Annotated in this window: 21 protein-coding genes; 1 reads left to right on the forward strand and 20 read right to left on the reverse strand. The window is 43.0% G+C overall.

The annotated features are described in order from the left end of the window. Positions 1-148 precede the first annotated feature (148 nt). From WC848_04435 to WC848_04525, 19 genes are all read right to left on the reverse strand, one after another. A complete protein-coding gene (locus tag WC848_04435) occupies positions 149-331 on the reverse strand; it encodes a hypothetical protein (protein MFA5961902.1) in 183 nt (60 codons plus the stop codon). Further along, the gene (locus tag WC848_04440) at positions 328-909 is read right to left on the reverse strand and encodes a peptidoglycan recognition family protein (GenBank protein ID MFA5961903.1); all 582 of its coding nucleotides are present in this window, start codon (positions 907-909) and stop codon (positions 328-330) included. The genes WC848_04435 and WC848_04440 overlap by 4 nt, the downstream gene beginning before the upstream one ends. Positions 910-920: 11 nt before the next feature. Next, the gene (locus WC848_04445; protein MFA5961904.1) at positions 921-1,148 is read right to left on the reverse strand and encodes a hypothetical protein; all 228 of its coding nucleotides are present in this window, start codon (positions 1,146-1,148) and stop codon (positions 921-923) included. Positions 1,149-1,156: 8 nt separating this feature from the next. Next, positions 1,157-4,636 (reverse strand): LPD38 domain-containing protein, encoded by a 3,480-nt coding sequence (locus tag WC848_04450; protein MFA5961905.1) that lies wholly within the window; start codon positions 4,634-4,636, stop codon positions 1,157-1,159. A gap of 8 nt (positions 4,637-4,644) precedes the next feature. Next, positions 4,645-5,742: a hypothetical protein gene (locus tag WC848_04455; GenBank protein MFA5961906.1), complete on the reverse strand. Its 1,098-nt coding sequence runs from the start codon at positions 5,740-5,742 to the stop codon at positions 4,645-4,647. 4 nt (positions 5,743-5,746) lie between these two features. Next, positions 5,747-5,962 carry a hypothetical protein gene (locus WC848_04460; GenBank protein MFA5961907.1) on the reverse strand — a complete coding sequence of 72 codons (216 nt, stop codon included), beginning with the start codon at positions 5,960-5,962 and terminating at the stop codon, positions 5,747-5,749. 41 nt (positions 5,963-6,003) lie between these two features. Next, positions 6,004-7,113, reverse strand: coding sequence for a hypothetical protein (locus tag WC848_04465; GenBank protein ID MFA5961908.1), 1,110 nt, complete (start codon positions 7,111-7,113; stop codon positions 6,004-6,006). Positions 7,114-7,120: 7 nt separating this feature from the next. Continuing rightward, positions 7,121-8,563 (reverse strand): hypothetical protein, encoded by a 1,443-nt coding sequence (locus tag WC848_04470; protein MFA5961909.1) that lies wholly within the window; start codon positions 8,561-8,563, stop codon positions 7,121-7,123. A gap of 3 nt (positions 8,564-8,566) precedes the next feature. Next, entirely contained in the window at positions 8,567-9,223 is a 657-nt protein-coding gene (locus WC848_04475; protein ID MFA5961910.1) for a hypothetical protein, read from the reverse strand. A gap of 4 nt (positions 9,224-9,227) precedes the next feature. Further along, positions 9,228-10,871: a peptidoglycan recognition family protein gene (locus WC848_04480; protein MFA5961911.1), complete on the reverse strand. Its 1,644-nt coding sequence runs from the start codon at positions 10,869-10,871 to the stop codon at positions 9,228-9,230. Between the two features lie 8 nt (positions 10,872-10,879). Next, positions 10,880-11,467 carry a hypothetical protein gene (locus tag WC848_04485; protein ID MFA5961912.1) on the reverse strand — a complete coding sequence of 196 codons (588 nt, stop codon included), beginning with the start codon at positions 11,465-11,467 and terminating at the stop codon, positions 10,880-10,882. A gap of 6 nt (positions 11,468-11,473) precedes the next feature. Further along, the gene (locus WC848_04490; GenBank protein MFA5961913.1) at positions 11,474-11,767 is read right to left on the reverse strand and encodes a hypothetical protein; all 294 of its coding nucleotides are present in this window, start codon (positions 11,765-11,767) and stop codon (positions 11,474-11,476) included. A gap of 48 nt (positions 11,768-11,815) precedes the next feature. After that, positions 11,816-12,250: a hypothetical protein gene (locus WC848_04495; GenBank protein MFA5961914.1), complete on the reverse strand. Its 435-nt coding sequence runs from the start codon at positions 12,248-12,250 to the stop codon at positions 11,816-11,818. A gap of 151 nt (positions 12,251-12,401) precedes the next feature. Continuing rightward, a complete protein-coding gene (locus tag WC848_04500; GenBank protein ID MFA5961915.1) occupies positions 12,402-13,580 on the reverse strand; it encodes a DUF5309 family protein in 1,179 nt (392 codons plus the stop codon). Between the two features lie 50 nt (positions 13,581-13,630). Beyond that, on the reverse strand, positions 13,631-14,557 hold the full coding sequence (locus WC848_04505) for a hypothetical protein (GenBank protein MFA5961916.1): 927 nt from the start codon (positions 14,555-14,557) through the stop codon (positions 13,631-13,633). A gap of 79 nt (positions 14,558-14,636) precedes the next feature. Beyond that, the gene (locus tag WC848_04510; protein ID MFA5961917.1) at positions 14,637-14,918 is read right to left on the reverse strand and encodes a hypothetical protein; all 282 of its coding nucleotides are present in this window, start codon (positions 14,916-14,918) and stop codon (positions 14,637-14,639) included. A gap of 5 nt (positions 14,919-14,923) precedes the next feature. Next, a complete protein-coding gene (locus WC848_04515) occupies positions 14,924-15,271 on the reverse strand; it encodes a hypothetical protein (GenBank protein MFA5961918.1) in 348 nt (115 codons plus the stop codon). A gap of 21 nt (positions 15,272-15,292) precedes the next feature. Next, complete coding sequence (locus tag WC848_04520) at positions 15,293-15,493, reverse strand: hypothetical protein (GenBank protein MFA5961919.1); 201 nt, start codon at positions 15,491-15,493, stop codon at positions 15,293-15,295. A gap of 12 nt (positions 15,494-15,505) precedes the next feature. Further along, on the reverse strand, positions 15,506-17,368 hold the full coding sequence (locus tag WC848_04525) for a hypothetical protein (GenBank protein ID MFA5961920.1): 1,863 nt from the start codon (positions 17,366-17,368) through the stop codon (positions 15,506-15,508). A 594-nt stretch (positions 17,369-17,962) separates the two neighbouring features. Between WC848_04525 and thrS the strand changes: the two genes are divergently transcribed. Beyond that, positions 17,963-19,729, forward strand: coding sequence for a threonine--tRNA ligase (gene thrS / locus WC848_04530; protein MFA5961921.1), 1,767 nt, complete (start codon positions 17,963-17,965; stop codon positions 19,727-19,729). Between the two features lie 86 nt (positions 19,730-19,815). Here thrS and WC848_04535 read toward each other — a convergent pair whose 3' ends face one another. Continuing rightward, positions 19,816-20,664, reverse strand: a complete 849-nt coding sequence (locus tag WC848_04535) for a PhzF family phenazine biosynthesis protein (protein MFA5961922.1) — start codon at positions 20,662-20,664, stop codon at positions 19,816-19,818. Between the last annotated feature and the right edge of the window lie 5 nt (positions 20,665-20,669).

The raw sequence follows: 20,669 nt of genomic DNA on the forward strand, positions 1-20,669 counted from the left end.
GCTCAAGCGTGCCGAAATAAAAGTATTTTCAAATATCATTTGAAAAAATATTTTCAGGAGCAAGTTGGGTGCTTTATATTTATCTAAAATTGAAAACGACACAAAAAAGCCTAGTTTTGGCTAGGCTAATTTGAGTGTTTATTCGTATTTATTTTCCTGCAAATGGTTGCGTCGAGTCCCCTTTGTTGGAAAAATAAAAGGAAAATGCCATGCCGGCGAGAAGCAAGAATTGATCGCCTGAAATTTTCCCTAAAAAGAGTGCGCCAACTGTGGCCAGCGCCATCAGGATAAATACAATCTTACTCGCTGATTTCAAAACTTCCATATTCATTTTAGTGTTTGTTTTATTAGAGCTAGTCCTTCTTCGATTTTTTTTATTCCCTCCTCGACCTGAGAGGGATTTGTTTGTTGCTGGTTAGCTAGAGCGACCAGCTCATTCAGAATTTTTTTATCGTGCGACGGACAATCCGGTTTTTTTGAATATATCTGGTAGTGTCCGATGATGTGATCTCGATCAATTGGAATTTGCCAATGCTGGCAAATTTCCCGTATCAATGAAGCGCTCGCCTGTTTCATTGCATCAGTCCAAACATCTTCAGGCTTGCCTTCATGTTCTATGCCGATCGTGTAAAGATTAGGATTGACATTGGATTTCACAAGCTTCGCACTGGGCGCATCCACTCGTCCGGCATGCCAGGCGGAGTCTTCTTCTTTCACGTATTGATGAACTTCTCCGTTCTTTCCGATTCCATAATGCGCACTTACCTGCGAAGCGGGATTAGCAAACCACGAATCGGTGCCAGACAATGTGCCATCCATGATGTGAATGACAATAATTTCCGGCTTATAGCCTTTTCGCCCGGTCCAGAAATTCGGTGATCCCTTCCAAATTTTTTGAATAATATTCATATTTTTTGTTATTATTTATTAATGGTAATTAGTAGATTAAGTAGAGCTGCGATAAGGCCACCAATTGAGGCGGTCGCGACAATCCAGAAAAACCGCTTGAGCCAATCGACATCCGTGCCTACTTGCATTAACTTTGTATAAATGTGAGGCAGATGGTTATTTTTGATCTCTGCGACATTTTTTTCTAAACTGTCGAGTCTTTTATCTTGCATTTTATTTTGATAGTTTTGTTTTTCCATAAAAATTATTATTTGGAAGTCTGTCTCATTTGCTTCAGATCCGACTGCTGCAATCCTTGATTGGAAAACATCTGCCCCATTGTTTTCGATGAGCCGGCAGATTCAAGTTTGTCATATACGGATTTCTGCATTCTGGCTATATCTTGCATTTGGAATGTCACGCTTGATCTTAGCTTTTGCGCCTCCTGTGGATCATCTGCTGCTAGATAGGGTAAGATATCTGGCAATATTTTTTCCGCGGTCGCATTCCAGTTATCAATTATGGCTGTTGCTCTTTGAGTATTGTTAGCTTCCATTGCCCGCTTGGCCTGCTCTCTCGCCGTGTTATATCCGATTACTGTTTCATCTTTCAGATTCCAAGCCTGATTGCGTTTTTCCCCTCCTTCCGATCGATAAAATCTACTAGCAGTAGTTTCCAATATTTTTGCAGGATCAATCACTTCGCGACCGAATCCTCCGAGTAAACCATTAAGTCCGTAGGCTAATTTCATCGGTGAGGCGCCGAGAGCTCTTCCGATGACCACAGCCGCATAGGGTGTTTTGTCATCATATTGTTCCGTAGGTGCTACTTGCTCTAGGCGTCGTGGAACCACTGGTCCGTCAGTGAAAAATGATTTATTAGTAGCCAGCTCTGCTGGCGTACGCAAAATCGGCGGCAATGCACCAGACAAAAACTGCGTAGTGGAAAGTTCTCCGTCGCGTGTAAACGGAATCGGCGCCAATTGACTCATCCATTCGAGTGCCAGCTTGGTAAAATTATTCGGCTCGCCCTTTCTGACATAGTCGAGAGCATATTCAATTGGATTATAGAAAATCTGACCAACATCTCCTTTCGGAATAAGCACCATCTTCGGTATGCGATTGCCGTCCTGATCTTTATCCTCTCCGACGATGAGGGGGAAATACGTGTCTTTGATCCAGCGCGGAACATCTTCATATAAATCTGGATAATTTAGAGCGTTCCAAAAATAAGTCGTTACGCCTGGTGTAACAATCAATGCTCCGGCTTTCGCTGAAGCTTTGACCGGACTATCTTTGAAAATGCGCGCCGTATTGAGAAGCGCCTGCCAGCGAGCATTCACGAATGGCACCCACATATTAATAATCCGCATCTCTTGTCCAGATTTGGCGAAATCAATTGTGGAGTTGCGAGCTTCGAAGGCTGCTTCCAAAGTTGACGCACCTTTTTTGAGAGCTTTCGTATAAACACCTAAGCGAGGGGCAAGCTCTGTAGCTTCAGCAAAATTGCTTACCAGATTAAACGGATTGATAACCGCCTTAGTCCGCTTCCACCACGTCGGTTCAAACAGTTGATTTTTTACTCCACTGAGTTCTTTCGTGCTTTGAATGAAACCGCCAAAGCCTCCGCCATTCTTGGCAAATTCATCAATAAGCTTGGAATCCCAACCAAAAGCGCCCTTTAGTCCTTCGGCAAATCCCTTAACCCAGTCAACCGGGTTGAAGCCGTATTTCGAAGTCATGACAGCCATCTGCGCGTCTCGTACGGCATTGGAAAGCGAAAACGGAATATATAACGTCGTCGCACCTTTTCGAAAAGCCGCAGAGGTAAACTTCACGAAGTTACCGAGTATGCCAGCCTCTACTTCATTCATCTGATGCATTGCCCAAGAAAGTTCTTCTGGCACAATCCATTTGGTATTTTTCCCGTCGGTAAATACACTAATTGAACCCCAGCCTTTTGGAGCGCGCTCACTTTTTTCAAGCGGCTTTATGAAGTCTTTAGCTTCAGGCATGACATCTCGAATATTTATCAATTTCTGAGCAACTTCGTTTCTTTTAATAAGATTGATCGCATTGGATAATTTATTGATTATCGAATCAAACGGATCACGAATTATTTTTTCCGTTCCCTCTAGCTCCTGTATTATTCCTTGTTTGCTCACGGAAAATATTTCCATGCCTTTCGGAATTTTATCTAACGCTGCTGAATCTGGCAGTTCATCAATTACATGAAATGGCATCCAATGTCTGTTTTTCTCAATAACCGAATCATAAACTTCTTGGGAAATAATTCCCGATTCAGTGGCAGGCCTGAGAATGTTATCATCCGCCCATTTTTGAATCGCCTGCTCTGCCATATTGAATTTGTCGAAAATTTCCGGACCGACTTTCGTTTTGAGTTCTTCCATTGCTTGTTTTGCCGTATCAGCCGTTACGCCCGCTGGATTCTCAAATCCTCGCTCGGCCCGTTCCAATGCCCGACGAGATAAAACAAAACGAGTAAAGTCAATGCGCTCCTTATTGAGTGGCGAAAGAATTTTCTGAAGATCGCCGAGATAAGACTCAACTGTTCCCATCCGGCCAGCATACATACGCGCAGAGACATAGGCACTGGAGTTAATATCAATTGGATGCCCCGCTAGATCACTAACCATTCCTTCAAAACGCTTGATTGGTGCAAAGCGATCATTAAACGCATCAGCGAATTTTTCAGGTGCACCCTTTAACCAGTCCAACAAATTTCTTGACTGGCTGGTTTTCCCTGTCATACTGTCGATGGCATCCAACGCACTTCCCTCGGGAATATTGTTCGCATTCAATGTTGGTGTTTCTGTCGCTATCGGCGGAGACGTTGGCGGAGGATTAATTTCATCCGCTCTCATATTTTGTGGGACAATTTCTCCGCCCTCCCTTGCTATTGGATTTCCTTTCTCATTTATTTTATCCAGTGCTTCTTCGGCGTTTGAGGTTAGATTGCGGGGATTAGACTCTTGGAGTTTTTCAGGATTCAAAATTTCTATTTTTTTAATATCATTCTTTATTGATCCAATTATCTTGTCGCCATTGCCTTCATTCGCTATTTCCAAATTTTGTTTGATTTCAGGAATTGCCTCTGTGACATTTTTTACGGTCTGCTCAATCGGCTCCGCAACTTTTGCCAGATCAATACCAGCTTTTTCCAATAGCTTTTCTCCGCCATCTTTCAATGTTTGCTCTGCAAAACTTTTACCGCCTTTTTCCATGATCAGCTTGGCAACATCATCGCCATATCTCCTGATTAGTTGCTCACCAACTTCTTCAGCCACTTTCTTTTTTGGAATTCCTGGAATAATATCAAACGCGGTAAGCGCGAACCCGAGCGGGAGTCCGTATTTTTTTGCAGTTTTTTCGCTTCCGCCAAATGTTTGAATCATTTCTTCTCCGGTACCGCGAATATCTTTGATCGGTTTTTCTCCAAGAAGAAATTTTTCGAATCCTGGCGCAACCCCAGTGCCGGGAATGAATTCTTTTTGTCCTTCGGCGGAAAGCGTGGCGGATGCCGCCGCTCTCGGAGCTGCGCGAAGAACGTCTTTGCCGAAATTCAATATGGATGTCCCAACTTTTTCCGTTGCTCCCGGCAGTTCGCGAATGAAATCACGCGTCCGAACGTCATCAGAAACAGGCGCAAAAAAATCCCCGACAGTCTTTTTTGTTTTTTCAGCCGCCTTTTTGAATGGTGCGGTTATTGTATTCCAAAAGTTTTCCATATAGTTTTTTAGACTCCAATACGGAAAAGTCTTCCTAAAAATCCGCCAATACCCGGAGCGGTTTTAATCTGCCACTCATCATCAATAATTTCTGCGGGAGATTTTTTCGAATCACTAAATCCTATATTTGAATAAGTTTGTTTTAATTGTTCTGGGTTATAGCCTTCTTTCCATGCGTCTCTGACTTCGCGCCTGAAAGTACTCTCGGCAGTTATGCCCTTTTGTCCGCCCGAAGAAGAGTCTGTTTGGGGCGTTTGCTTTTTAATATAATCCATCTCCGATTCAAGTTGCACAGCCAAGTCTCCGGTGTAACCAAGACGAGTTGGGTCGGAAACATTTTGACCTATAAGCCGTTGCGCAGTGGCACGCATAGTCGAATCAGGTTCCAATCCTTGCTCAATACGTGCCGATACTCTTTCTCCGGTTGTGCCGCCTCCATTTTTCGCTCGCTGGTTAGCATCCTGCAATTTCAACATAAATTCCATTTCCCAATGTTGCTCATTGCTTTGCTTATCCAATTCCGATTTGATTAAGTCCTGATAATCACTCATCTGCTTTGTGAGATTAGCAAGATTATATTTTAGATCTTCGACTTCACGTTCTTTTTCGGCAGTTTCTGTGGCAACTTTTTTAGTCACCTCATCAAGATTGGTATTGTAGCTACCTGCCAAACTATTTCTCTCGTCGACAAAATTATTAATTTTAGAATTAGCCAATCGTTCGATTTCGGACGATTCCCCTGTAATAGTTGCAGCTGAATAATATGGATTGAGCCGAGTTTTACTAACCGATTCATCGCGAATTCCTTTTTCGCTGGCAATCTTAGAATCAGTATCTGCGATTTTTATTTTGATATCTCCCAATCCCTGTTTGTTATATTCCTGATCATAGCGATCGGTATAATAATTTTTGAGCGTGCTCTGAGCCTTATCGATTTTTTTCTGAACAGTATTGATTTTATTTTTGAGAGAAGAAAAATCATATCCAGCCGGAGCACTAGCCATGTTTGATGCGGGTGCTGACTGGGAGCTGATATTTTTGCCTAATTGCTCCATTTGTTGGCGAAACCCATCCCAGTCTATATTTGTTACGCTGTTATCTGCCATATATTTAAATATTCACTTTTTTGTTTGCCATTATCTTTCCCGTTTTCAAATCAAAAGTATATTCCTTGGCAGGATCAAGACCGTACCTATGAAATCTACCAAGGAGATACGCTTGCTTTTGCGCTTCCAGCGCCTGTGCGATAAGCGTATGCTGATGAATCATTTCCTGTCGTTTTCGAATTTCTTCAAGATCCGTTTTGTCTAATTTTTTTGCGAACATAAAATTAAAATTATTTTTATTAAGGTTTGACCATCTATTTTTTAGATATCATCATACCAGGCCACTCCATGCCAGCTGTAGCCGTTATAGATCATCAGTCTGCCACCAGATCCCATGTCATCAGGATTATTCTCCCAGTACATCTGGCCTTTTACCGGATCATCGGGCTGATTGCTTCCAATGCGCATTGATGTAAGAATATCGACGAAGCCTCCGCCGACGGCATTATTTCCATAGAGGCGCATAATATCACTTCCGCTTGATGCTTTGAAAAAAATACGATCATTGGACGTAGTGTCAATGACGAGCGGACGATTTCCTGAAGTATCAATCCATATTCGAGCATATCCATTTGCTCCGTCGTCGAGCATAAGTCCGTGTCCTGGGCCAGCCTGAAGTCCATAGATAGAAACACCATTAATCTGGCGCAGATAGCCAATGCGTATTCCGCCATATGGAGTAGCCAGATATCCAGCCGAAGTCAGATTGATCGTTCCAGCTGTAACCTTATCCGCACAGACATTAGCGATTTTAGCATTGTCAATCGCGAGATTGGCGATCTTGGCGTTGGTGACAGCCAGATCCTGAATTTTTGCGGCACTTACCGCTAGATTATCAATGTTAGCGTTTTGCACTTCCGCCAAACCAATTTTAGCCGAAGTGATTTGCCCATTACCGATTTTGGCATTAATGATTGCGCCATCGACTATTTTTGCTGAGCTAATGATGGCATTTCCCAGATGCGCGTTCTGAATCACTCCGGTACCGATGTGTGCGCTGATAATTACTGCTGTATCGATTTGAGCCGACAATGTTACCACAGCTTCGGATTGAATAAGCTTTGAAGCATTGACCGCTCCGTTTTTTATTTTGGCCGTGGCAACAGCCGCATTGGCCAATTTCTGTTCAGTAACTGATAATGCATCAAGGTGCTGACTAAGTATGGCGCTATCAATTATCTTGTCGGAACTCACTGATTCATCCGCCAAAGCCGTTGTCCCGACAGCCCCTGATTTTATCTGAAGCGAATCAATTGATGAAGGAGCAAGCAAGGGAGAATTATCTCCATCGTGAGTATGCAGGGGAACTTCCGGAAAAGGTTGATCATCCACTTCCTGGTTGCCAAAAATTTTTTGCAAAAAATCGCTCATGATTTTTCTATAAAATGCCTACCGGCTCGAAATAAGTACTGGCCGCCACGATCTCGGGCGTGTCGTTTCCCGACGGGTGCAGATCAAAAGCCAGCTCAAAAGTCTCACCTTTACCTTTTTCCTCGTCTTCCTCATCACCGGTTTCAATCGTGAAAACTGTTTTCGTATTTCCTTCTTTATCGAAACAATCCGCACCGTCTTCCAGATATGCCTGTTTCCAATCGCCCTGCTCATTGATGCGGTAATATGTTTTTATCCAACATTGAGCGGGAATGGGTCTGGTCAGCAATTTTATATGTCGGAATCCTTTTTGTAGTTCTGGTTCGCCAGCATCAAAGACTAATCCTTCATATCTGGCATCAGTTTTATTTTCAGTATCAACCGTGTCTATCCCGTATGTCGAACCGTCCTTCCAGGATAAGAATATCTGGTCCGTATACATCGTCACCGCGCCTATTTCCACGTCAGTCATTTTTCCGTGAGACGGAATATATTCCAGATTCAATGAATATGGCTCGTTCTTGCTCAATCGTCCGTAGGAATATAATCCGCATTTATCCGAGCCCGTTACTCCGAAAAGGGCGATGCCTTTCTGGTTGGTCACTGCTCCAGGATTCACCCACCCGCCTCCGGGAAACGCTTTGAAACGCAGTATATTTACCGTGTCCCAATAATAGAGTCCACCACTGATGCCAGCCTGCACGATGATAAAATCTGTTTGGATCATGGCATTGATTCCTTTTTCGGCGATCATTCTCCTCAGAATCCACGAGGGTTGCTGTTTGTCCCACGTCCACATCCAACCTTCTTCTATTTTGTCGCCCTTGGTCGAGCCGATGATGGCGATCTGATCCTGGGGCAGAATAGCTTTCGTTCGGTTGCCGGCGATGATATCCAATGCCTGGTTATTGAAATTTCCTTCGTAATCAATAAGCGCGATGTAGCGTCCGTCGCAAATCTGCAAAACTCCGACCGCCATAGTCATCGTGTGCCAGGAAGGATCACCATTCAAACTTCCCACCGTCTGGACATCAGTGCTCCAATTTCCAGCCAGAGGAATGCGCTTCAGTTTGGTTTCGGTCGCCCAATATAAATACGGGATATAACTTTCTGATCCGTTATTATTCGTGTACTCGTCCGCCCCGCTTATTCTTCCGTCAGGATCCGAATAAACCAGAGACCAAGCAGAAGTCAGAGAATCTTTGCGATATATTTTTCCCGTATTCCCGAAACCGTACAGCTTGCCATTGGAAGCCGGAACGAAAAACAGAATGAGGTCAATAACAACATCTCCCGAATCTTTTTTGAGTCCCTGATTGCATTTCATCGTATCCGCTCCATTTCTAATATCAAGACTATGTCCGAAACGAAATGCACCGGCAACGCCTTTATAAACATCATCCGCGATACCACCACGAAAACCTTTTATTCTGTACGCATTAAGCCCCATAGTTTATTGGTTGAAATCTTGCGGATTACTGTTTTTATACAAGAAGCGCGAGCTGGTCGCCTGTCCGATATATCCGGCTTCTCCAATCTCTTCGTCTTGCCGGTCTTTTATCTGCTGAAGAATGGCGGTGGCTTCCATGATCTGCTTGTCGGCTTCCCCGCTCCGGTTCGGTTCTTTTTTGAGGCAGATGCCAAGCGCGAATTTCACAATCGCTTCATCCATCTCTTCTGGCGTAACTGGTTCATCGGTATCATTGACCAGCGGAATGAGTCGCCGACGATAATAGATATCGATAATTTTTCCGTCTTCCACGGGTGTCGGTTTAATCAGATATTGATCGCCTATGAGGCAGCACACGAATTCCCACAAATGATTGCCACTTTGATAGTTCTCGATGCTCGTTTTCACATATTCCTGACCGTCTATTTTCAGAAACATCAATCCGCCTGGTTTGTAATCGAAAGGCAGAAAATATGCCTCGACATCTTTTTCGGTCAGCTGGGTCGAATGATGATTGATAAAATTCCATCTGGTGAAAGTGCAGGCGCGAACGATTGATTTATTGATCCATCTTTTTTTGTCCGTCTCACTCCAAAATCCGGTCGCCTTGGCCGCCGACATGCGTGCATTGAGATCCTGTAGAAATTCTTGTAATTGCATAATGTTAAGGAATAAGTTGGCCGGTGGTCCGGTAGCGTTTTATATACTCCATAAGATTGTCACCCGGACAATCGGTTGCGTCCGGAACCTCCCTGTGTCCGAGCACCCGTTCTTTCGGAATGCCACGCTCTTTTCTTATTTTGTCGAGCAGTTTTTGAAGCGTGGCCAGCTGTTCAGAACTCGGCTGTTCATTTCCGCTTGTCGGATGAAAATTTCCGCACACGGCGATGCCGATCGAGCGGTAGTTCATCTTTTCGGTGTCGGCGTGCGCTCCGATCTTGTTTTCCGGCCGACCAGGAATGTGCGTCCCGAGTCCGTCCATCGCTCCCGCGATCCAATGATGATAAGCTATATCTCCCCAACCGATGCCAATATGATTATTTCTGATAGTGAAATATCTAGTGGAATCACGTGGCGTCGCCGTGTGATGCACAATAATAAATTCCGGGTAGTTGGCCTTGTCATATTTTGGCGCGTCTTTTTTCGCCCAGCGAAAGGTGCGAAGCGTATCCCATACAACCACCAGTTTGACTGCGAATTCTCCATTGTTCTTGGCATAATCCCAAGGTAACTTATATTGCCCGCCCCACGACGAGTAGTTTTCCAGCACCAGGCCAAGATTGCTGGAAGTCGTCCAGCCCTCACGATCGACGATTTCCTGAACAATTTCCTTTATATCTGGCGATTCATAAACACTGTTAGCCGACCAGTGGATTCCGACAAACGTGCCGTTGACCGTTTCGCCGATTGTCCATTCAACCTGCGCTTTTGTTTTGGTTCGCGTAGACGGTCGATTTGATCCGTTTGCGACGAATGGCGGTGCATTGTCTTCCGCGAAACCTTTTATAAGAAGATTGGGGAAGCGATTATTCTGATCCGCTTCAGTAAGAAGAAGATGGGCTCCAACGATGTTCGCGTAGCGGGGGATATTTAGCGCACTGAATATAAATCCACCCTCATTGACCGATATGCCGTCATGACCAAGCGTGATGACGTTTCCGGTCGGACTTGATTGCCATGAAGACTTATCCGTTTCCACACCGTCACGATCCGTGCCGGCAATCGTACCAATACTGACATTCATCACGGTCGTATATAAAATTTCCAACTCCGCTCCGTAATTTTTTCCTTTACTGAGGTCGTAGCATGTCTCAGCCTGATTCGTTGCTGATCCGTTGTCTTCGATTGTCAACGCCAGAGAATTACCCGCTTTCCATCCGACCTGCGCCACGATTTCTTCGATCAAAAGTTTCAGGTTCGGAGTCTGCGTCCATTCGTGAACTTCCCATTTTTTGACGATGTGCCAAGGCACGCTGTTTACGGTTTTTGTCCGCTGGCTTGGCCGGGAAGTTTGCGTGAACGGCTTGGTGTCAGTTTCTTTTATTCCTTTTATAATCAGCTTCACATCCGGATCCGCTAAATCAGTAACTGCCGGACGGATTCTGAGCCGCGCCAAAACTATTTTTGAATTTCTTGGAATGTCAATGTGTCTGAAGCGAAATGCGCCGGAATATAATAAACCGCTAACATTCCCGAAAGAAATTACGTTTCCGGCATTGCCGACACCATTCCATGCCACTGCATCCTGTTCGCGCCCATCATCGACAGTTTCCGCTACCGTTTTTTTAATTTTGGCAATATAATTCATCGACATTTTTATGCTTTGCGAAGAGCGATGAGCGGAACCGGCAAACTCCAATCAGTTGAGTTGTCTGACGGAAAATTAACTGGCAGCGCGCCATAAGTCTGAGTAACAGCGTAACCGAGAAAAGGCGTACCGGAGAGGCTGTTGTCAAGTCCCAAAAATGTGGCCAACGCATCAGCGGACGGAATTGCAGCGGCGACCAATGACGCAGTGTCCTGCCCTATCAGCGCGAGCCAATAAAGTTTCCCTCCTTTTAAAGTAAGATCAACTACTAATTCTTTGAGGCCGATAGTGTTGACGACGACTTCTCCTGCATCAAGTTTGAGCACACCCGGATAAACACTTCCATCTCCCTTATCTTCATAAACGCCAAGACGGACACGCGGCGTGGTGCCGGTAGCCGCTGTACTGATGCGAATCGCAATCCTGTCGAACTTCATTGTTTTCGGAACGAAAAATGGAAAAGCACGAAGAGAATTAGCTGAAGTTAATGCTTGCGTTGTGATCGTACCACCCGTAAGAAACGACCCGAAATATCTGCCCGCCTTTTTTATTCGGAGGAATGAAAAGTCTCCTTTTTGTGGAATGAACTCAGCCATAAATAATTATTGTTCTACGATTATTTCGACTTTGTCCCCGCTTATCTCGGCGTCTATGTACACCTTGTTTGCGTTGCCGATGCCAAGCTTTACCGCTTCGCCCGACTCCAACGTGAACTTTCCAGCCTGAGCTTGTGCTGCGGATTCTCCGACCTTGATCGCTCCCCGGTTCGTGCGCTTGGCTTTAATCACAAGCGTGCATCCTTCTCCAACAACGATCTCAGGAAGCTGAACAGCCACACCTGCGACAGCTACTGTCGCCTCGTTCACGGTGAATTTTGATTTGCTTTCTATTGGCATATCTTTGTTTGCTTAATGGTAATTATTCGACCTTTAATTACCAGACACTTAAAACTTCGCTTGTTTATTTTTCGACTTTTCTTTTGTTACTGCTTCATCTCCTATCGAGAGTCCGGCTCCTTCTTCTTTGCCTTGAATCGACATTTCCCGGCGTTTCAATTCCTCTTCCTTGGCTTTTAGTTCCGCTTCTCTTTCAGCCAGCGATCTCGTGACCAGCGCCGAAGTCACTTCCTTGGTGACTTCCTGATAATCGATGCCAGCGAACGGGGAATTGTCCAGGAACTCCTGTTCCTGTAGATCTTTCGTTTCATAGATGCCGTTTTTGAATTCAATCGTTTTTCCCTGTCGCGTCACTGCAATTCCATTAATCACTTCCGTGACAGTCGGAATCATCACGATGCTGTAGTGATGTCCGTAGCGCGTAGCGTAGCGCTTGGCTTTCTCCTTTGATTTTTCCAGCGTTGATGTTTTGTTCTTTGCCATACGAATTTGTTGAGAATTTATTTTTTATACTTGCCGCGGGTCGACCTTTATATCCCGCGGAAACCCTCAAGGGCTTTCCACTTGGTCAGGCGGATTTGGAAAGCATGTCCGTCCGACCAAGACTTGAAGGATTATTAAACTTAAAAAACTATCAGGAAAACTTGACGACAGCATGACGTTCCGGCTGTTCCATCTGCAGACCGCATTCCGTCAAATACTCGTTGACATTAGAATCTTCTCCTGGTGCCTGTCGGTTGGTAAGCAGTTTCGTATCGCGATTGGAAAGATACCGATATGTCAAAGCTTCCATATCCAGACCCACCGCGCTCTTGCCATACAAATCTCCCGTCAGTAGATCATGTTTCAAAATATTAAGCGTACCGTGCGGAGAAACATATTTTACGATGCTCAATCCAAAAGTTTTTTCACCCTGCAAAACCTGAAGTTTGTCATGCGCAAAGCTACTGAGCTTATCTAAGACATACCCGGAAGAAAGCAAATATTTTTCAGTGTTCCCGTGCGCGAACAAGGTTCGCAGAAAGCCGTTGAAGTCATCACGCGTCGCCACATTTGATGCAACCTGGTTGATTCTCTGAAAAATTCCGCCAGTAAATCTCTTCGGATGAACGCCACTCATAATCAATTCTTTTTTTCCAAACAGAAACGCTCTCTCGACATCGACCAAATGTTCGATGCCTTTTTTTCTGGTCTGATAATCAAAATCGCTTTCTTTCGTCCATCCTGTTGTATTTTTTGCGGTTTCGGTAATACCAATAGTCGTTCGGAAGATCTGGCAATAATTGATAGCTTCTGCGATAGCCGTGGCTTTTATCTCACGAATATTAGCTCCTTCTTCGTTAGCATTTCCGATGATCCAAACGACGTCGTTTAACTGAAGCAGACCGCCGCCCAATGATCCATCACCCACCTGACGCTGAAGCGTCAAAGTGTTGGTATTCACGTCCGTAACAATCATAACTTCTCCTGTCGGATTGCCTGTGCTCTGAGTCGACTTCACGCAAAGCAGAACATCCCCGATACTAAAATACAATCCGTTAGTCACAACCAGCGAAGTTGCCCCGCTCTGGTTAGCGGCAACAATATCTTCTCTCGCACCAAATTTGTCTTCGAACCATTTGAATTCGGGATCAGTTGTCTCTTTTTTCTTAAGCGCATCTCCTTGTTTAGTGACTGGATCTTTTCCAGCGTTAGTCAAGATAGCTAGAAGCGGATAACGGGCGACGTCCAGAAGTGAAATAACATCGGCTACGTCATATTTTCTGGTTACGCCCAAATTATCCGTTCCTCTTACCCCATTTATTGGAGGCATATATTTATATCTTTAAATTGGTTAATTATAGGAGGTTCGACCTTCGGGGATTAGACCCCCAATCCTCCTAAGGGACTTTTTGACCCGCTTGTTCCGAAGATTTGTTCGAGGCGGCGTTCTTCCGCACCCTTTTCTTCGCCGTGCGAGGTTGGAGCACCTGCTCCTCTCTCAACTTGCGCTTTGGCTTTTTTAAGACGAATCTTTTCGGTATCGGTCACTTTCGTATCTCCTTTAACTGTTCCGACGAATCCATCAACTTTTGCGCAAGCGTCTTTGAGTGAAATGACCGTTCCTTTTTGCGAAGCGGTATCAATCAAAGACAATACTAATTCCCGGTATTCTGCGCTGGTTTTGAGAAGCGGATGGTCTTTCTGCGCCTCTCTGATTTCCTGCGTTACAGAATCACGCATTTGACTCCGCGTGTCGTAGGTGTCGCTCACAATAGTTTTCACGGTCGACACCATCCATTCGGCAAACTGCTTCGGCGTCATTTTGGACAGCTCTTCATCCGAAGGCACCTCAACACCATTATCAGAATCCGCCTTTTCGTTTTCATCTTTTTTCTCGACTTTAGTGTCGGGAGTTTTTGTCTTGGTCAATTCTGTGTTTTCCAAATCTTCATACATCCGAATCACTTCTTCACGACTTTTGCCGTGCCATTTATCTTTGTCTTTGGATTCTTCATCATCTTTCTTATTTTTCTCTGCTTCGGCTTCCTCCTCTGATTTTTCCTCCTCCTTATCCTCTTTATTTTTTTCCTCATCGTCATCCAATTCTTCTTCTTCGTTTTTCTCATCCTCTATTTCTTTCTTATTGTCTTTATTTTCCTCTTTTTTCGACTCATCATCTTCATTATTTTTCTCGTCATCTTCCTTGGATTTATTGTCCTTTTCTTCCTCTTTTTCTTCGGTTTCCGTTTCCTCTTTCGAATCAGCGTTGAGAAGCGTATCAAGCTCCTTTTTTCGATCTTTATTCATAAATGCTGTTATAATTAATTTTTATTTTCTAAAATTGGGCTCGACCTTATCCCAATATTTTTCCAATTTATGAGCCACTCTAGTATTCTCTGTTCATATCGCTGGCCGCTTCGTCCTTTTCCCTGATGGCGGTTTCGACTAGAGAGAGAATTTTTTCATAAGCGTTCGCGTTGGCTCTATGCTGGAGATAATCGGCAGCGATTTCTTCAGAAGTTTTTCCGATAATTTCGAATTCCCGCAGTTCCGCATATTCGATTACTAACTCTTCTCTGATTTTCACTTCCAGCCACTTCCAACCAGAAGTTCTGGTCATCTCCAGCACGGCTAATCCTGCTTCGAATTTTTTCTCATTGCTTTCCATAATCTTTATTGTGGCTGATCATCAGCTGTCGGTTCCGGTCCTGCGGGAATATCCATTTGCGGGCCTCCGTAGAGACCGCCCAATTGACTATTGCCGTCTTCACTAGCCAGCAAATCCTGCAAAGTTGCCACTAAACTCTCAACCACGTCATGAAAGCTTGATTTTCCAGACTGATAAATTTCTTTTGCAACGCTTATGACACTTTCCACTTTTTTCCATTTTTCATCTGCGTCTCCAGCATTCACGACATTTGTTTTTTGATCTTTGAAACCAATCTTTCTATCATTTTCCTGATTTATATCTTGGTTCATATTTTCATCCGCAGAATTTTTTTCTATTGGTTTATTTTGCATATAAATATTTATGCTAATTAATTATGATTTAGCTTCGACCTTTTCAATTGTAAATTTTAATTTGTGCCCCAAATCAATCTTGGAAGATTCTTCTAGGGAAAGGTAGATTGTGTGCACCCTGCCTTGGCCTTCCTGCAATGACACAATGCAATCACCTCCGCTAAGTGTTTTACTCAAAACAGTAACCGTGACGGATATTGCCAATGAATTTGTTTTTGCCATAAATTTATTATTTTATTTTATTTTTGAGCCTATAAATGGAATGCGTGATAATATTTTTTTCATAAAACTTGGCTGTGGTTGTGGTGTCGCTGGTAACGATTTTTCAGGTAAAGCTTTTGGTTCGGTTATAACCGGCAATTCTTCTGTTTTTCTTTCCTGCTCTTTTTGCGCCAGTTCATCGGGTTCTTCGCCAAGCAATATTGCTCGATAAGCTTCTTTATCCATTTCCTCAAGAATCATTTCCTGTATCACCCGCTTGCGTTTTTTCCATTGTTTGAATTCATCGATATTATTCGGATCAGGTTTGTCCTGAGCCACTAATTTATCGTAAAGAAGTAGTACTTGGTTCAATCTTGTTTGCTGATCGGGCGGTATAATCGGATCAACTGCCACTACGGCATCGACTTTTATTTTCTTATCCGCCGACGTAAACTCTTTAAAACTCACATCATCTCCAACTACGCGATAAAGTTTATTCTCTTCAATAAATTCCTGATTCATTTCAATCAAGATGTTTGCGAGCCGGGTGAGTGTTTCCGAAAGATTTTGAGCGAATGAGCTCAGGCGCAGATTGCTTTGTCCGATAAGCATAGCCACTTTGCCAAGTGGCTCACTGGATGATTTCGGCACACCCTGAACATACTCAGAAATAGCCAGCGTCTTTTCAATCTCCTCATGAAGCATTCTTTCTTCGTTTACTCCCATCAAAGAAATGTCGGGCAAGCGCTCCACGACCACATCATCCATTTTACGAAGCTCCCATTTCGCTCCCGGCGCGAAAATAATATCGTTTTTCGAGATGCCGGAATCCTTACGAATTTTAATGACTGGATCAAGCATTAAAATGACGTCGTCCATGCGCTGATTCCGAAGATCAGCAATTTCCACAATAGTCGTCTCAACCGGTTCAATGTGTCCAATAGCCCACAACTCCCAGTTCACTTCGTGATCATAAAGATTAAGAAAAATACGGCCGTGATTTACTTCTTGATAGGGATTTTCATCGTTGCGCATCAGAATTTCACGATTACCCAATGTAATCAGTTTTCCTTCCTCGAAGTCATAGCATTCCCACACTTCAATCAACTTTTCTCGTTCATATTTTTCGCTGGATATCTTTATGACTGAATCGCCTTGCACTCTTGATTCGGCGCTTTGAATTTGTCCCATCTTTTTGATATTGATGTCATAGCGTTCCTGCTTCCAGTCATCTATTTGTTTTGGCTGGAGAAAATTTACGTTTTCGTAAAGAGCATTATCCCCTCGCGCTTTTTCCTCACGCTCGATTTTTGACTTTGATTTGAGAATACGTCGAATGAGCCATGGACAATCTTCTTCTAAATCTTCAGTTTCAGGAGCGGGCAAAATATCCCACAAATCGCAAATCGCCAGGAATGGATCATCGTGATCAATGCTCTCATCGGTAAGCCAACTCACCATAGCGATACCATTACCGAAAGTTATTGCTGATTTCACCCACCGCGGAAGCTTTTTTTGAAGCTTCATAACGTCGAAATCATAATTGACAAGATCATCCCACGCTTGCACTGATTTTGAATTGACATCTTTTTTTTCACGCGGAAGCACTCTCGTCTTGCGTTTCGCTGTTATCATGCGAGAAGCCACTGTTTCCACAATCTGAAACGCGATCGGTGGCATAAGACGTGTCTTGTAGGCATAGTTCATTTTTTCCTGATAAGCACGATACAGTTTATACATACGCAACCATTTTGCACGATATGGCCGCAAATAGTTTTCCGCTCTCGTGAATCTCTTTTTCCATTTTTCAATGAGCGCTAATTCTTCACTAGACGGCGAATAAGTCTCATTACCCACGACCCCTTCTCTTTTAATTTTCGTAGTTACTTCCGCCATAAAGAAAAAATAAGCCGAACCCTTTTGAGAGCTCGGCCTAAATTATTTTCAATCTGGTACTTATCGTATCAATGCAAGGCCAAAGCCCCAAGGAGGATACGGTACTTTTTTTGGTGTCCGCAAACCAAACAAAAAAAACGAGACTACCACTTCATGTCATCAAAACCCGACCATTAATTTTGGTCGAAAGATTTTTGATAACAGAAGTCGTAGCCCCGTCTCGTTTAGTTCCATTTTATTGGAACGCCGTCAAGCAAACCTTCTGCGTATTTTGTAATTTTATTTTAGCAAATAGCCCGAATCTGTCAATAGCTCGATTTTGATTTGACGATTTTTACGAGTGGCGATATACTAAAAGCACGAAAATCCGATGAAATGTCGACGTGGCCTAACCATCCACTGAGTTTCTGCCAAAAGCTGGCAAAATAGCTTAACTAAAGTGTTCGCCACGGAGGCGAAAATTTGGGTGGAACCACGAGTCAGAATAAAAAAGGCCCGTCCCAGAAATCTTACGTTTTATGCTTTGCATATTACGTTTAAAGATTTTTGAGACGGGTTTTTGTTTTGTAATTAATTATTTTTTAATTTAAATTTATGACAACTAAAAAAACAAGTGAAAATTTGGAAGTTCTGCGCCACTCAACTTCCCACGTCCTCGCGGCATCGGTTTTGGAAATGTTTCCTGAGGCGAAATTCGCCATTGGACCGGCCATTGAAAATGGCTTCTATTACGACTTTGACTTACCAAGAACTCTTATTCCAGAAGATTTGGAAATATTGGAAGAAAAGATGCGCGCCATCATCAAAGCAAACTACCAATTTGAACGAGCAGAGATTTCCACTTCCGAAGCAAGAGCAGATTTCAAAAAACTCGCGCAAGATTATAAAGTCGAATTGATTGATGAGTTAGAAAAAGCGGGAAACACCAACGTTTCTATCTACAAATCCGACTCATTCGTTGATCTGTATTCTGGACCACACCTAGATTCAACTGGAGAAATTCCCGCGGATGGTTTTAAATTAACAAAAATTTCCGGTGCCTATTGGCGAGGCGACGAAAAAAATAAACAATTGCAAAGAATTTATGGCGTGGCCTTTGCCAGCAAAGTGGAACTAAAAGATTATTTGCATATGCTTGAGGAGGCGGAGAAAAGAGATCATCGGAAAATTGGGAAAGAATTGGATCTATTTGTCTTTTCTGACTTAGTTGGACCTGGACTTCCTCTCTATACGCACAAAGGTGCGACTATTCGCCGAGAAATTATTAAATACTCAAATGAATTACAAATAGCCATTGGCTATCAAGAAGTTCATACTCCAAATATTAATAAGGCTGAATTATTTAAGGTTTCTGGCCACTACGAAAAATACAAGGAAGATATGTTGCGCGTAGTTTCAAATTATACAGATGAGGAATACTTTCTAAAGCCCATGAATTGTCCTCAACATACGCAAATCTTTGCTTCAAGAATGCGAAGCTACAAAGACTTGCCTATTAGGATTTCTGATTTTGCAAATCTTTACCGCGATGAAAAACCAGGCGAATTATCTGGCCTTACCCGCTTGCGTTGCTTCTGCCAAGATGACGGGCATTCTTTTTGTCGAGAAGATCAAATTAGAGAAGAATTTGTTTCCGTTCTTGGAGCTATCCAAAAAGCTATGAAAACATACGGGCTAGAATATAAAATACGCCTTTCTCTTTGGGATCCACAAAAGCCAGAAAAATATTTAGGAGATCCGGCAGTATGGGAAAATTCGCAAAAACTATTAGAAGAGATATTGATTGAAAATAAAATCGAATACGCAGTTGGAATTGGTGAAGCAGCAATTTATGGACCAAAAATGGACTTGATAGCGAAGGACTCGCTCGGCAGAGAATGGCAATTATCGACAATCCAACTTGATTTTATTATGCCAAAGCGTTTTGAGCTTGAATACATCGATTCTAATGGAGAGAAAAAAACTCCAGTTATGGTTCACCGCGCGATAACGGGATCGCCAGAAAGATTTTTAGGAGTTTTAATCGAACACTACGCCGGAGCATTTCCGACTTGGCTCTCCCCTGTTCAAGTAATGATTGTTCCGATTTCCGAAAAATTTAATGACTACGCCAAATCCGTAGAGACGCAATTCATTGCGTCTAGTGTTCGCACCTCAATTGATGATTCCAATGAATCCCTCGGCAAACGCATCCGACTAGCTGAAAAACAAAAAATCCCCTACATTTTGGTTGTAGGAGAAAAAGAAATGACTGACGGAACTGTTGCTATTCGAAAAAGAGGTGAAGAAAAAAAGCAGGAGATTTTGAAGGTGGAGGAGTTTTCGGAAAGGATTAAAAAGGAAATTGATGAGAAGTTATAAAAAACTTTTCACAGCAATGCCAAGTCTTAGCCTGTAAAATATGTAAAATTTCGAAAGAGATGTTTTGCAAAAAACAGCTGACATTTCTATATTTCTTTTTCCCCAAAAATTACCGCATAACCCCCGACTTTCACTTTATCATCAACCACTACATATATCTTTCCGCCTTTTCCCATGCAATAACCCTGCTCGATTACAAAATCTTTTTTATCTGAAATCTTATGTTCGACCGCATACGCTCCCAAAGCTCCGGCTGCCACTCCGGTTATTGGATCTTCATTAATTCCCGCCAAGGGATTAAATTGTCTGGCATGAAAATCTGAATCCTTATCTATCGTTTCCGTGGTAAATGGATAAAATCCTTTTACCAAATGCTCTTTGCAGTAAATTTTCATCTCTTCGAGATCCGGCTTTATTTTGAACAAAGTTTCCAAAGAATTAACTCCAACTATCAATTTCGGAGTTCCCGTGGAAACCGTCTGAATCGGATAATCCATAATTTCCTGCATTGATAGACCCAATAATCCAGCAACCTTATTTTTGCTATGTTCATCTCCCCAAAATTGTGGCTGGGCTTGGGTCATCACAATCGAGCCATCTTTTTGAACCTCAACAGGTATAATCCCGGCTCTTGTTTCAATCGTTACTGTTTTCGATTTCTCTCGGCCTAAATAGATTTTTCTTTTTTTGAATAACGCCCAAACAGTCGCTATTGTTGCGTGACCGCATAAATCAACTTCTTGAGTTGGCGTGAAATATCTTATGCCAAAATTAGCTTTATCCGATTTGATAACAAAAGCTGACTCTGAAAATCCTAATTTTTTGGAAATTTCAAGCATCTGATTATCCAGTAATTTATCAGCATCAAAAATAACCCCGGCTGGATTGCCTTGGGTTTTATCTTGAGTAAATGCTTTAACTAAAATCACTTTCATGATCT

It is taken from the genome of Parcubacteria group bacterium, assembly GCA_041659505.1.
GTDB lineage: Bacteria > Patescibacteriota > Minisyncoccia > Moranbacterales > UBA2206 > UBA9630.

What these genes read in the sequence shown, in the direction of transcription:
- WC848_04435 (MFA5961902.1), bottom strand. Translation starts at nt 331, where the DNA reads ATGAATATGGAAGTTTTGAAATCAGCGAGTAAGATTGTATTTATCCTG.
- WC848_04440 (MFA5961903.1), bottom strand. Translation starts at nt 909, where the DNA reads ATGAATATTATTCAAAAAATTTGGAAGGGATCACCGAATTTCTGGACC.
- WC848_04445 (MFA5961904.1), bottom strand. Translation starts at nt 1,148, where the DNA reads ATGGAAAAACAAAACTATCAAAATAAAATGCAAGATAAAAGACTCGAC.
- WC848_04450 (MFA5961905.1), bottom strand. Translation starts at nt 4,636, where the DNA reads ATGGAAAACTTTTGGAATACAATAACCGCACCATTCAAAAAGGCGGCT.
- WC848_04455 (MFA5961906.1), bottom strand. Translation starts at nt 5,742, where the DNA reads ATGGCAGATAACAGCGTAACAAATATAGACTGGGATGGGTTTCGCCAA.
- WC848_04460 (MFA5961907.1), bottom strand. Translation starts at nt 5,962, where the DNA reads ATGTTCGCAAAAAAATTAGACAAAACGGATCTTGAAGAAATTCGAAAA.
- WC848_04465 (MFA5961908.1), bottom strand. Translation starts at nt 7,113, where the DNA reads ATGAGCGATTTTTTGCAAAAAATTTTTGGCAACCAGGAAGTGGATGAT.
- WC848_04470 (MFA5961909.1), bottom strand. Translation starts at nt 8,563, where the DNA reads ATGGGGCTTAATGCGTACAGAATAAAAGGTTTTCGTGGTGGTATCGCG.
- WC848_04475 (MFA5961910.1), bottom strand. Translation starts at nt 9,223, where the DNA reads ATGCAATTACAAGAATTTCTACAGGATCTCAATGCACGCATGTCGGCG.
- WC848_04480 (MFA5961911.1), bottom strand. Translation starts at nt 10,871, where the DNA reads ATGAATTATATTGCCAAAATTAAAAAAACGGTAGCGGAAACTGTCGAT.
- WC848_04485 (MFA5961912.1), bottom strand. Translation starts at nt 11,467, where the DNA reads ATGGCTGAGTTCATTCCACAAAAAGGAGACTTTTCATTCCTCCGAATA.
- WC848_04490 (MFA5961913.1), bottom strand. Translation starts at nt 11,767, where the DNA reads ATGCCAATAGAAAGCAAATCAAAATTCACCGTGAACGAGGCGACAGTA.
- WC848_04495 (MFA5961914.1), bottom strand. Translation starts at nt 12,250, where the DNA reads ATGGCAAAGAACAAAACATCAACGCTGGAAAAATCAAAGGAGAAAGCC.
- WC848_04500 (MFA5961915.1), bottom strand. Translation starts at nt 13,580, where the DNA reads ATGCCTCCAATAAATGGGGTAAGAGGAACGGATAATTTGGGCGTAACC.
- WC848_04505 (MFA5961916.1), bottom strand. Translation starts at nt 14,557, where the DNA reads ATGAATAAAGATCGAAAAAAGGAGCTTGATACGCTTCTCAACGCTGAT.
- WC848_04510 (MFA5961917.1), bottom strand. Translation starts at nt 14,918, where the DNA reads ATGGAAAGCAATGAGAAAAAATTCGAAGCAGGATTAGCCGTGCTGGAG.
- WC848_04515 (MFA5961918.1), bottom strand. Translation starts at nt 15,271, where the DNA reads ATGCAAAATAAACCAATAGAAAAAAATTCTGCGGATGAAAATATGAAC.
- WC848_04520 (MFA5961919.1), bottom strand. Translation starts at nt 15,493, where the DNA reads ATGGCAAAAACAAATTCATTGGCAATATCCGTCACGGTTACTGTTTTG.
- WC848_04525 (MFA5961920.1), bottom strand. Translation starts at nt 17,368, where the DNA reads ATGGCGGAAGTAACTACGAAAATTAAAAGAGAAGGGGTCGTGGGTAAT.
- thrS (MFA5961921.1), top strand. Translation starts at nt 17,963, where the DNA reads ATGACAACTAAAAAAACAAGTGAAAATTTGGAAGTTCTGCGCCACTCA.
- WC848_04535 (MFA5961922.1), bottom strand. Translation starts at nt 20,664, where the DNA reads ATGAAAGTGATTTTAGTTAAAGCATTTACTCAAGATAAAACCCAAGGC.